This is a genomic window from Pseudomonas sp. FW305-3-2-15-C-LB1, assembly GCF_058787615.1.
This window is the reverse complement of sequence record NZ_JBYSZX010000004.1, coordinates 71,097-83,317: the sequence shown is the minus strand read 5'-3', so window position 1 is coordinate 83,317 and position 12,221 is coordinate 71,097. Positions and strand designations below refer to the sequence as shown.

The following is a 12,221-nucleotide window of genomic DNA, read 5'->3' as shown; positions in this document are numbered from 1 at the left end:
AAGGAGCGGGCGTGACGAAATGGTTGCAGTTTGAAGACGGGCTGCGACTACACCGGCGTACCGAGCAGCACATTGCTCGGCGCGAACTGCACGGTGATGGTTTTACCTACGACGGCGCCCACGTCCTTGAGTGCGTCGGGCCGCGCCAGGGCGCATAAAACCTGGCCATTGGGCAGGGCGATGCGCACTTCGCCTGGGCCGTCGTCGGCGTCGAGAATGGCGTCGACGGTGCCGCTCATGCAATTGTGTCCAGGTGTTGCGGATTGCTTGGATGGGAGCAGTTCCAGCCATCCGGCCTTGATCAATGCGACCACTTCCACACCGGTTTCCAGCTCCAGGCGCTGCGTGCTGTCGTGGGTGATCTGCGCGTCCAGGCTCAGGCCGCCGGCCAGTTGCAGGCGGATCAGATCGTTACGGCCCTGCTGCTCGATGGCGATGACCTGGCCATGCAATTGGTTGCGCGCGCTGGTGCGCAGCATCAAGCGGCCGAGCAGGTTGAAGTCGCTGGCGGCTTCATCGGAGCCCAGCACCTCGGCTTGCAGCACTTGCAGACGCTGGTACAGACGCAACACGCGCTCACCTTCGGTCGTCAGCTTGGCACCGCCGCCGCCCTTGCCGCCCACGCTGCGTTCTACCAACGGCTTTTGTGCCAGGTTGTTCAACTCGTCGATGGCATCCCACGCCGCCTTGTAACTCAAGCCTGCGCTTTTGGCCGCGCGGGTGATGGAACCCTGCTCGGCGATATGCGCCAGCAAGGCAATGCGCTGGGGGCGGCGAATGATGTGTTGGCTGAGGGAGGCTGGCAGAGACATGGGGATACGCTTGGCTGGGATGAGCCGAACGTTGCGGGCAAGGTGCGCCGGAGTCAAGTCAACTGCCCGGTTTGGGCGTGCGGGCCAGGCAATACACATCGACCTGCTTCGCACCGGCGTTCATCAATAACCGCGCCAGGCTGTGGGCCGTGGCGCCGGTCGTCAGCACGTCGTCGACCAGGGCGAAATGCCGGCCCTGCACCTGGGCGTCGGGCGCCAGGGCGAAGGCGCCGAGCAGGTTGCGTTGACGGGTCTTGGCGTCAAGGGCTTGTTGGGCCACGGTTTCATGGGGGCGTAACAACAGCTGTTCATCGTGGGGGATGTTCAAGTCGCTGCCGAGCCAGCGCGCCAGCATCAACGCCTGGTTGTAGCCGCGTTCGCGCAGGCGCTTGCGCGCCATGGGCACCGGTAGCAGGCACTCGGGGCGTACGAGTTCGGTATTGTCAAAGCGATGTTGCAGGTGCTGCGCCAGGAGCCACGCCAGCATCTGCCCGAGGGGCCAGCGTGCCTGATGCTTGAAGCGGCTGATCAGGCTGTCGATGGGAAAGCGGTAGGACCAGGGGGCGATGACCTGTTTAAACGCGGGGGGATTTCTTTGGCATTGCCCGCAGATCAAACCCTCCATCGGCAAGGGCAGGGCACACACATCGCAGTGCTCCATGAGCCAGGGCAGCTCGGTTTCGCAGACGTTGCACACACAATGGGCGGAAGGTGTCGCTTCATCACAGATTAAACAGGTTTGTATGTTATTTAACCAGATGTAAACCTGGTGTTTGTATCTTGGTTGACAGTGCATGAATCTTCCTTAAATATGCCGAGCATCCGTGTCGTGCCTGTGGGTATTGCCCTTCCCGCAGCGCTTGCCAAAGCATAATCAAGGAATCGCCCATGAGCGCCAGCACCACCGCCACCTTGCGTCACGATTGGTCCCTCGCCGAAGTCAAGGCGCTGTTCGTGCAGCCGTTCAATGACCTGCTGTTCCAGGCGCAGACCGTGCACCGCGCGCATTTCGACGCCAACCGTGTGCAAGTGTCGACGCTGCTCTCGATCAAGACCGGCGCCTGCCCGGAAGATTGCAAATATTGTCCGCAGTCGGGCCACTACAACACCGGCCTGGAAAAAGAAAAGCTGATGGAGGTGCAGAAGGTCCTCGAAGAGGCGGCCCGCGCCAAAGCCATCGGCTCGACCCGCTTCTGCATGGGCGCCGCCTGGAAACACCCGTCGGCCAAAGACATGCCCTACGTGTTGCAAATGGTCAAAGGCGTGAAGGCCATGGGCCTGGAAACCTGCATGACCCTCGGCCGCCTTGACCAGGACCAGACCGAAGCCCTGGCCCAGGCCGGCCTGGACTACTACAACCACAACCTCGACACCTCGCCGGAGTTCTACGGCAGCATCATCACCACCCGCACCTACAGCGAGCGTCTGCAAACCCTGGCCTATGTGCGTGATTCGGGGATGAAGATCTGCTCCGGCGGCATCCTCGGCATGGGCGAGTCCCTCGACGACCGCGCCAATTTGCTGATCCAGCTGGCCAACCTGCCGGAGCATCCGGAGTCGGTGCCGATCAACATGCTGGTGAAGGTGGCGGGGACACCGCTGGAAAACGCCGAAGACATCGACCCATTCGACTTCATCCGCATGCTCGCCGTGGCGCGCATCCTGATGCCGAAGTCCCACGTGCGCCTGTCGGCCGGCCGTGAGGCGATGAACGAGCAGATGCAGGCGTTGGCGTTCTTTGCCGGTGCCAACTCCATCTTCTACGGCGACAAGTTGCTGACCACCGCCAACCCGCAGGCTGACAAGGACATGCAACTGTTCGCGCGCCTGGGCATCCTGCCGGAAGCCCGTGAAGAACATGCCGATGAAGTGCATCAGGCGGCAATCGAGCAGGCGTTGGTGGAGCAGAAGAGCAGCGAGCAGTTCTACAACGCTGTCGTTTGATTTAAACGCCATACAGCTGTGGGAAACGGCTTGTGTGGGAGGGGGCTTGCCCCCGATAGCGATGGGTCAGTCGACACCTGCATCAACTGACCGATTGCAATCGGGGGCAAGCCCCCTCCCACATTAGATCCCCGCCACATTTTTACCGTTAAACCGAGGCCAGCATGTCTTTCGATCTCGCCGCGCGCCTCGCTGCCCGTCGTGCCGAACACCTTTACCGCCAACGCCCGCTACTCGACAGCCCCCAAGGCCCGGAAGTGGTGGTGGACGGCCAGCCGCTGCTGGCGTTCTGCAATAACGATTACCTGGGCCTGGCCAATCACCCGCAAGTGATCGAGGCCTGGCGCGCCGGTGCCTCCCGTTGGGGTGTGGGCGGCGGCGCTTCGCACCTGGTGGTCGGGCATGCCACGCCGCACCATGAACTGGAAGAAGCCCTGGCCGACCTCACCGGTCGCCCGCGTGCGCTGCTGTTTACCACCGGTTACATGGCCAACCTCGGCGCGGTCACGGCGTTGGTGGGGCAGGGCGATACGGTGCTGGAAGACCGTCTCAACCATGCGTCGCTGCTGGACGCGGGCTTGCTCTCGGGGGCGCGTTTCAAGCGTTACCTGCATAACGATGCGCAGAGCCTGGCCAAGCGCCTGGAGAAAGCTACCGGCAATACCCTGGTGGTCACCGATGGTGTGTTCAGCATGGACGGCGACCTGGCCGACCTGCCCGCGCTGGCCTGCGAAACCAAGGCCAAAGGCGCCTGGTTGATGGTGGATGACGCCCATGGTTTTGGCCCCCTGGGCGCCAACGGCGGCGGCATCGTCGAGCATTTCGGCCTGAGCCAGGAGGACGTGCCGGTGCTGGTCGGCACCCTCGGCAAGGCGTTCGGCACGGCCGGGGCGTTTGTGGCCGGCAGTGAAGAGCTGATCGAAAGCCTGATCCAGTTCGCCCGCCCGTACATCTACACCACCAGCCAACCGCCCGCCCTGGCCTGCGCCACCTTGAAAAGCCTGGAACTGTTGCGCACTGAGCATTGGCGGCGCGAGCACCTCAACCGCCTGATCAGCCAGTTCCGCCAGGGCGCCGAGCAGCTTGGGCTGGACCTGATGGACAGCTTCACGCCGATCCAACCCATCCTGATCGGCGACAGCGCCAAGGCCATGCGGCTGTCGCAGATGCTGCGTGAGCGCGGCCTGATGGTCACAGCTATTCGCCCACCGACCGTGCCCGCCGGCAGTGCGCGTCTGCGCGTGACATTGACGGCGGCCCACAGCGCGGCGCAGGTGCAGCTATTGTTAAACGCATTGGAAGCGTGTTTCCGCTTGTCAGGCAGTTCGGGGCCCAACCATGCGTGATCGACTGATATTGCTGCCCGGCTGGGGCCTCGGTGTATCGCCGCTGGAGCCGTTGGCCGCCGCCTTGCAAGGTTTGGACGAGCACCTGCAGGTGCAGATCGAACCGTTGCCCGCACTGGATTCCAGCGACCTGAATGAGTGGCTCGACGAACTCGACGCCACGCTGCCAGACAACGCCTGGCTGGGCGGCTGGTCCCTGGGCGGCATGCTGGCTTCGGAACTGGCGGCGCGGCGTGGCGAACGTTGCTGCGGCCTGCTGACTCTGGCGAGTAACCCGTGTTTCGTCGCCCACGCTGGCTGGCCAAGCGCGATGCCCGCCGAGACCTTCGACGCGTTCCTCGCGGGCTGCCATGCCGACTCCCAGGTCACCCTCAAGCGCTTCGGCCTGTTGTGCGCCAAGGGCGCCGAAGACCCGCGCGGACTGTCGCGGCTGCTGGTCAGTGGCGCGCCGAACACGCCGTCCAGTGTGTTGATGCCCGGCCTTGAGCTACTCGCCCAGTTGGATACCCGTGAAGCCTTATTGGCCTATCGCGGCCCGCAGTTGCACCTGTTCGCCGGCCTGGACGGGTTGGTACCCGCCGAAGCCGCCAGCGACCTGCTGGCCCTGCTGCCGGATGTTGAAATCGGCCTGATTGAACAGGCCGGCCACGCGTTTCTTCTGGAAGACCCTCACGGTGTAGCGGGGGCCATCCAGGCTTTTTTGCATGAGTGCGTCGATGACTGATTTATCCCACGCCCCGCTGCCGGGCGCGTTGCCGGACAAGCGCCAGGTGGCGGCGTCCTTTTCCCGTGCCGCCGCCAGTTACGACAGTGTTGCCGAGTTGCAGCGGGCGGTGGGCAGCCAATTGCTGGCGCGCCTGCCGGCCAATACCGCGCCGCAACGCTGGTTGGACATGGGCTGCGGCACCGGTTATTTCAGTCGCGTGCTGGGTGAACAGTGGCCCGCCAGCGAAGGCATCGCGCTGGATATCGCCGAAGGCATGCTCAACCACGCACGCCCCCTGGGTGGCGCCGAGCACTTCATCGCCGGCGACGCCGAACGCTTGCCGCTCAAAGCTGAGAGCGTGCAGCTGCTGTTTTCTTCCCTCGCGGTGCAGTGGTGTGCGAATTTCGAGGCGGTGCTCAGCGAAGCCTATCGGGTGTTGCAACCGGGCGGAGTGCTGGCCTTCGCCAGTCTCTGCGTGGGCACCCTGGAAGAACTGCGCGAAAGCTGGCGTGCGGCGGATGGCCTGGTGCACGTCAATCGCTTCCGCACCTTCGAGGCGTATCAACACTTGTGTGCGGCCAGCGGCCTGCGGGTGGTGAGCGTGGAGCGCCGTCCTCATGTGTTGCATTACCCGGATGTACGCAGCCTGACCCACGAGTTGAAGGCCCTGGGCGCGCATAACCTCAACCCAGGTCGCCCCGGTGGGTTGACGGGGCGCGCGCGGATTGTTGCACTGGTGCACGCGTATGAGCGGTTCCGCCAGGCCCAAGGCCTGCCGGCGACTTACCAAGTGGTGTATGCCGTACTGGAGAAACCTCTATGAGCGCCGCTTACTTCATCACCGGCACCGACACCGATGTCGGCAAGACCACCATCGCCGCCGGCCTGTTGCACGCGGCGCGGCAAGCCGGTAGAAGCACCGCGGCTGGCAAGCCGGTGGCCTCCGGTTGCCAGGTCACGCCCAAGGGCTTGCGCAACGCCGATGCACTGGCGTTGCTGGCCGAATGCTCGTTGCCGTTGAGTTATGCCGAGGTCAACCCGGTGGCCTTCGAACCGGCCATCGCTCCCCACCTGGCGGCGCGGGAGGCGGGTTTCTCGCTCACCGTGCAATCGTTGTTGAAGCCCATGCAGCAGATCCTGGCACGGCAAGCGGATTTCACCCTGATCGAAGGCGCCGGCGGCTGGCGGGTGCCATTGGCCGATCAGGCGAACCTGTCGGACCTGGCCATGGCGCTGAAGTTGCCGGTGATCCTGGTGGTGGGCGTGCGCCTGGGTTGCATCAGCCATGCCTTGCTGACCGCCGAAGCCATCGCCCGGGACGGCCTGCAGTTGGCCGGGTGGGTGGCCAATATCATCGAGCCCAAGACCTCCCGTCTGGAAGAAAACCTCGCCACCGTGGCCGAGCGCCTGCCTGCGCCATGCCTGGGGCGTGTGCCGAAACTCAAGCACGCCGGGGCTGAAGCGGTTGCCGAGTACTTACAGTTGGACCTGCTTGACTGATTTTGGCTATCGACAAGGCATTATGCCATTAGTGTTTTTGACGAGCCCTTTGACGGGATATCTGCTTCAATTCAACTTCACGATTCTCTAAAGGCAGGCTTACGCCATGGAAATCTCTGGAAGCAGCGCGTTTTATTCGGGCCTGAGCAGTATTCAGTCCGGACAGAACCGTGTCGATCAGGCCGCCGGCAGAATTGCCAGCGCCGCGACTACCCAGCCATCGGATGCGCAAAGCGACCGTCTGCAAGCCAACGACCGCGCCCAGCCGTCCAACTCGGCCAGCAATATGGTTGAAATGGCCCAGGGCAAATTCCAAGTGGAGCTCGGCGCCAAAGTCGCCAAGGCTTCGGATGAAATGCTCGGCACCTTGATCGATACCTACGCCTGATCTGCTGGCGCTAAAAAATATGGGAGGGGGCTTGCCCCCGATAGTGATGGATCAGCCAATGTGTGTATGGCTGACATGGCGCTATCGGGGGCAAGCTCCCTCCCACATTTTTACTGTGCCGTCCTTCTGAACTTCTACACTCCCGCAGTCATGTGGCGTCTTGCCGCAAGCGTTGCAGTGCGCGCCATTGATTCGCGTCATGACAAACGGCATCCGGACGACGCTTGACATCCCCAAGTGGTAAACGTATGTTTCAAACACCTGTTTGACCGCCCCAACACTTCCACGCGGTTGTTCATTCCAGATACATCAGCAGAGGTTTATCGCTATGCCTGACTACAAGGCCCCCTTGCGTGATATTCGCTTCGTTCGTGACGAACTGCTTGGCTATGAAGCGCACTATCAGAGCCTGCCGGCTTGCCAGGACGCTACCCCGGACATGGTTGACGCCATCCTTGAAGAAGGCGCCAAGTTCTGTGAGCAAGTGCTGGCACCGCTGAACCGCGTGGGCGACATCGAAGGCTGCACCTGGAGTGAGTCGGGCGTCAAAACCCCTACCGGTTTCAAAGAAGCCTACAAACAATTCGTCGAAGGCGGCTGGCCAAGCCTGGCCCACGACGTGGCGCACGGCGGCCAAGGCCTGCCGGAATCCCTGGGCCTGGCCGTGAGCGAAATGGTCGGCACCGCCAACTGGTCGTGGGGCATGTACCCGGGCCTGTCCCACGGTGCGATGAACACCATCTCCGAGCACGGCACCCCCGAGCAGCAAGAGGCCTACCTGACCAAACTGGTGTCGGGCGAATGGACCGGCACCATGTGCCTGACCGAGCCACACTGCGGCACCGACCTGGGCATGCTGCGCACCAAGGCCGAACCTCAGGCTGATGGTTCCTATAAGGTCTCCGGCACCAAGATCTTCATCTCGGCCGGTGAACACGACATGGCCGACAACATCGTCCATATCGTACTGGCCCGCCTGCCGGACGCACCGGCCGGCACCAAAGGCATCTCGCTGTTTATCGTGCCGAAGTTCCTGCCCAACGCCGATGGCTCGATTGGCGCGCGCAACGCCGTGAGCTGTGGTTCCCTGGAACACAAGATGGGCATCCACGGCAACGCCACCTGCGTGATGAACTTCGACGCGGCCACCGGTTTCCTGATCGGCCCGGCGAACAAAGGCCTGAACTGCATGTTCACCTTCATGAACACCGCTCGCCTGGGTACCGCGCTGCAAGGCCTGTCCCATGCCGAGATCGGTTTCCAGGGCGGCCTGAAATATGCCCGCGACCGTCTGCAAATGCGCTCCCTGACCGGCCCGAAAGCACCGGACAAAGCTGCCGACCCGATCATCGTGCACCCTGACGTGCGCCGCATGCTGCTGACCATGAAGGCCTTCGCCGAAGGCAACCGTGCGATGGTGTACTTCACTGCCAAGCAAGTGGACATCGTCAAATACGGCACCGACGACGAAGCCAAGAAACAGGCGGACGGCCTGCTGGCCTTCATGACCCCGATCGCCAAGGCCTTCATGACCGAAGTCGGCTTTGAATCGGCCAACCACGGTGTGCAGATCTACGGCGGCCACGGTTTCATCGCCGAGTGGGGCATGGAGCAGAACGTTCGCGACAGCCGCATTTCGATGCTGTACGAAGGCACCACCGGCATCCAGGCCCTCGACCTGCTGGGCCGTAAAGTGCTGATGACCCAAGGCGAAGCGCTCAAGGGCTTCACCAAGATCGTGCACAAGTTCTGCCAGGCCAACGAAGGCAACGAAGCGGTCAAAGAATTCGTTGCACCGCTGGCTGCGCTGAACAAAGAGTGGGGCGAGTTGACCATGAAGGTCGGCATGGCCGCGATGAAAGACCGTGAAGAAGTGGGTGCCGCCTCGGTGGACTACCTGATGTACTCCGGTTACGCCTGCCTGGCTTACTTCTGGGCCGACATGGCGCGCCTGGCGGCCGAGAAACTGGCTGCCGGCACCACCGAAGAAGCGTTCTACACCGCCAAGCTGCAGACCGCGCGCTTCTACTTCCAGCGCATCCTGCCGCGTACCCGTACGCACGTGGCCACCATGCTGTCGGGCGCCAACAACCTCATGGACATGAAAGAAGAAGACTTCGGCCTGGCTTACTAAGCCTTACCGGGGTTCACTTGCAGAGCCGCCGCTCCCTTGCGGGAGCGGCGGTTTTTTTGTACCCGATAAAAAACCACAGCGCAGCACTCAGGGATTACTGTCGGCTGCCGTTACAGTGATGGCAATGTGATACATGTTCGACGGGTTGTGTTTAACTGTCTGCATAAAGGCACAGTGCCATCATTTTTTGCGGGTCGGAGTTTTACCCTTGTCACGCGTGTCCGCTGTACGTTTCAGTCACTTTCTCCCTTCGTTGCTGCTCTTGCTGGCCGGGCTCTCGGCTGCGTACGTCAAGGACCTCAACGTCTTCTTCACCTCGCTGTTCAATGTGTTGCCGACCCTGGTGCTGCTGCTCGGTGGTTCGTACTGCGCGGTGTACCGCCGCCAGCGTGAACTGTTCCTGATGATCACGGTGTACATCGTCTACTTCCTGCTCGATACCCAGACCGACTTCTACCGCGACAATGGCCGCGTGCGCGAAGACGCCGCGGTGGTGTTTCACCTGTGCTGCCTGCTGCTGCCGTTGTTGTTCAGCATCTACGCTCTGTGGCAGGAGAAGACCCACCTGTTTCGTGACTTCGTTGCCCGTGGCGCGGTGTTGCTGGCGGTCGGCAGCGTAGCGCTGGCGCTGGAGCAGAGTTATCCCCAGGCGGTGCTGAACTGGCTGGCGGAGATCCGCTGGCCGGCGCTGCATGGTACTTGGATGAGCCTGATCCAGTTGTCTTACCCGATGTTCCTGATCGGCTTCCTGACCCTGGCAGCGCAATACTGGTACCAGCCGCGCCCGCTGCATGCGGCGCAACTGGTGGGGTTGCTCGGCCTGTTCTGGATGTTGCCGCAGACGTTCATCCTGCCCTTCACCCTGAATATCATGTGCAGCCAGGTGATGCTGATGATCGCCGCCGGTGTGGCCCACGAGGCTTATCAAATGGCCTTCCGCGATGAGCTGACCGGCCTGCCGGGGCGTCGTGCGCTGAACGAGCGCATGCAGCGGCTGGGGCGCAACTATGTGCTGGCGATGAGCGACGTCGACCACTTCAAGCGCTTCAACGATACCCATGGTCATGACGTGGGCGACCAGGTATTGCGGCTGGTGGCGAGCAAGCTGTCAAAGGTCAACGGTGGCGGGCGCGCGTACCGCTACGGCGGTGAAGAATTCGCCGTGGTGTTCGCCGGCAAGACCCTGGATGAATGCATGCCGCACCTGGAGGAGATCCGCGAGATCATCGCCGACTACGACATCAAGCTGCGTCATTCGGACCGCCCCCAGGACGATCAGCAGGGTCGCCAGCGCCGTTCAGGCAGCGGCGCCTCCAGTGTCTCAGTGACCATCAGCATCGGCGTGGCCGAACGCCAGGCCGAGCAGCGCACGCCCGAGGAAGTGCTCAAGTCCGCCGACCAGGCGCTGTACGCCGCCAAGGGCGCGGGGCGCAACTGCGTGGTAGCGTCCGGGCAGACCCGGCGTGGCGCGGTGCGCATGGAGAGCGCTGCCGGTTGAGTGATGGCGGTGTATTCAGCGGTTCTACAGTGATTGTTCCGGGCGTTGGCCGGCGGTAGGTTGAAACCATCTGCTGACGGAGACATTGCCATGCCTGAGTACAAAGCTCCCCTTCGCGACATGCGCTTTCTGATCGACAACGTGTTTGATTTCCACGGCCACTACGCCGCATTGGGCGCCACCGATGCCAGCCCGGACATGGTCGCTGCGATCCTCGAAGAAGGCGCAAAATTCTGCGAGAACGTGCTCGCGCCACTCAACCGCAGTGGCGACGAAGAAGGCTGCCATTTCGACAATGGCGTGGTCACCACGCCCAAGGGCTTCAAGGAAGCCTTCGCCCAGTACGTTGAGGGCGGCTGGCACGGCGTGGCAGCGGACCCGGCCTACGGTGGCCAGGGCTTGCCGCAGTCGCTCGGCCTGGTGCTGAGCGAGATGATCGGCTCCAGCAACACCTCCTGGGGCATGTACCCGGGGCTGACCCACGGCGCGATGTCGGCGATCCACGCCCACGGCACCGCCGAGCAGAAAGACACGTTCCTGACCAAACTCACTGCGGGCGAATGGACCGGCACCATGTGCCTCACCGAAGCCCACTGCGGCACCGACCTGGGCCTGATCAAGACCCGTGCCGTGCCCCAGGCGGACGGCAGCTATGCGGTCACCGGCAGCAAGATCTTCATCTCGGCCGGCGAGCACGACATGAGCGCCAATATCATTCACCTGGTGCTGGCCAAGCTGCCGGATGCGCCGGCGGGCACCAAGGGCATCTCGCTGTTCATCGTGCCCAAGTTCCATGCCGACACAGGCGAGCGCAATGCGGTGCACTGCGGTTCCATCGAACACAAGATGGGCATCAAGGCGTCCGCTACCTGTGTGTTGAACTTCGATGGGGCCAAGGGTTTCCTGATCGGTGAGCCGAACAAGGGCCTCAACTGTATGTTCACCATGATGAACCATGCGCGCCTGGGCACCGGCATGCAGGGCCTGTGCAACGGCGAAGCGAGCTTCCAGGGCGCGATCAAATACGCCAACGACCGTCTGCAAATGCGCTCGCTGACTGGCGCCAAGGCCCCGGACAAAGCCGCCGACCCGATCATCGTGCACCCTGATGTGCGCCGCATGCTGCTGACCATGAAGGCCTTCAACGAAGGCAACCGTGCGCTGACCTACTTCACCGCACAATTGCTCGACACCGCGCACCTGAGCAAGGACGCGGCGCAGCGTCAGGAGGCCGAAGACCTGCTGGCGTTCCTCACGCCCATCTGCAAAGCCTTTATGACCGACACTGGCCTTGAGGTGACCAACCACGGCATGCAGATCTTCGGTGGCCACGGTTACATCCGCGAATGGGGCATGGAACAACTGGCCCGCGATGCGCGGATTGCGCCGATCTATGAAGGCACCAACGGCATCCAGGCCCTCGACCTGCTGGGGCGCAAGGTGCTGGGCAGCCAGGGCAAGTTGCTGCGTGGGTTTACCAAAATCGTGCATAAGTTCTGTGCCGCGAATGCCGAGCACCCTCAGCTCAAGGGCTATGTGGCGCAACTCAATCAGTTGAACGGGGAGTGGGGTGAGCTGACCACGAAGGTCGGCATGGCCGCGATGAAGAACCCCGATGAAGTGGGCGCGGCGGCGGTGGATTACTTGATGTACAGCGGTTACGTGGTGCTCGCGTACCTGTGGCTGCGCATGGCGATCGCTGCCCTTGAACAGCCAGATGGCGATTTTGCCAAGGCCAAGTTGGCCACGTGCGAGTTCTACTTCAAGCGTCTACTGCCGCGTACGGCTACCCATCGCGCGGCCGTGGAAGCGGGCAGCGAATGCCTGATGAGTCTGCCTGCGGAGGCGTTTGCGTGGTGATGACTTAAAAATACCAATCAGTCACAAGTGGAC

At 62.5% G+C, this 12,221-nt stretch carries 11 protein-coding genes; 9 read left to right on the top strand and 2 right to left on the bottom strand.

The features are described 5' to 3' along the window. Positions 1-47: 47 nt before the first annotated feature. Both AC3WP7_RS09750 and AC3WP7_RS09745 read right to left on the bottom strand, forming a co-directional pair. Entirely contained in the window at positions 48-812 is a 765-nt protein-coding gene (locus tag AC3WP7_RS09750) for a TOBE domain-containing protein (protein WP_092242237.1), read from the bottom strand. Between the two features lie 58 nt (positions 813-870). Next, the gene (locus AC3WP7_RS09745) at positions 871-1,608 is read right to left on the bottom strand and encodes a ComFC family protein (protein WP_093120804.1); all 738 of its coding nucleotides are present in this window, start codon (positions 1,606-1,608) and stop codon (positions 871-873) included. A 92-nt stretch (positions 1,609-1,700) separates the two neighbouring features. On the opposite strand from AC3WP7_RS09745, the gene bioB reads away from it, so the two are divergent. From bioB to AC3WP7_RS09700, 9 genes are all read left to right on the top strand, one after another. Continuing rightward, on the top strand, positions 1,701-2,756 hold the full coding sequence (gene bioB, locus AC3WP7_RS09740) for a biotin synthase BioB (RefSeq protein ID WP_058426686.1): 1,056 nt from the start codon (positions 1,701-1,703) through the stop codon (positions 2,754-2,756). Between the two features lie 164 nt (positions 2,757-2,920). Continuing rightward, positions 2,921-4,102: an 8-amino-7-oxononanoate synthase gene (gene bioF / locus AC3WP7_RS09735; RefSeq protein ID WP_102591845.1), complete on the top strand. Its 1,182-nt coding sequence runs from the start codon at positions 2,921-2,923 to the stop codon at positions 4,100-4,102. Further along, complete coding sequence (locus AC3WP7_RS09730; RefSeq protein ID WP_058426688.1) at positions 4,095-4,826, top strand: alpha/beta fold hydrolase; 732 nt, start codon at positions 4,095-4,097, stop codon at positions 4,824-4,826. Before bioF ends, AC3WP7_RS09730 begins: the two co-directional genes overlap by 8 nt. After that, positions 4,819-5,631: a malonyl-ACP O-methyltransferase BioC gene (gene bioC, locus AC3WP7_RS09725; RefSeq protein WP_102591846.1), complete on the top strand. Its 813-nt coding sequence runs from the start codon at positions 4,819-4,821 to the stop codon at positions 5,629-5,631. Before AC3WP7_RS09730 ends, bioC begins: the two co-directional genes overlap by 8 nt. Then, entirely contained in the window at positions 5,628-6,308 is a 681-nt protein-coding gene (gene bioD, locus AC3WP7_RS09720) for a dethiobiotin synthase (RefSeq protein WP_102591847.1), read from the top strand. Before bioC ends, bioD begins: the two co-directional genes overlap by 4 nt. Positions 6,309-6,414: 106 nt before the next feature. Beyond that, complete coding sequence (locus tag AC3WP7_RS09715; protein WP_058426691.1) at positions 6,415-6,696, top strand: hypothetical protein; 282 nt, start codon at positions 6,415-6,417, stop codon at positions 6,694-6,696. A gap of 328 nt (positions 6,697-7,024) precedes the next feature. After that, positions 7,025-8,830: a phenylacyl-CoA dehydrogenase gene (locus AC3WP7_RS09710; protein WP_071490261.1), complete on the top strand. Its 1,806-nt coding sequence runs from the start codon at positions 7,025-7,027 to the stop codon at positions 8,828-8,830. 208 nt (positions 8,831-9,038) lie between these two features. Further along, positions 9,039-10,328 carry a GGDEF domain-containing protein gene (locus AC3WP7_RS09705; RefSeq protein WP_071490260.1) on the top strand — a complete coding sequence of 430 codons (1,290 nt, stop codon included), beginning with the start codon at positions 9,039-9,041 and terminating at the stop codon, positions 10,326-10,328. A 90-nt stretch (positions 10,329-10,418) separates the two neighbouring features. Continuing rightward, on the top strand, positions 10,419-12,188 hold the full coding sequence (locus AC3WP7_RS09700) for an acyl-CoA dehydrogenase C-terminal domain-containing protein (RefSeq protein ID WP_093514163.1): 1,770 nt from the start codon (positions 10,419-10,421) through the stop codon (positions 12,186-12,188). Positions 12,189-12,221 lie beyond the last annotated feature (33 nt).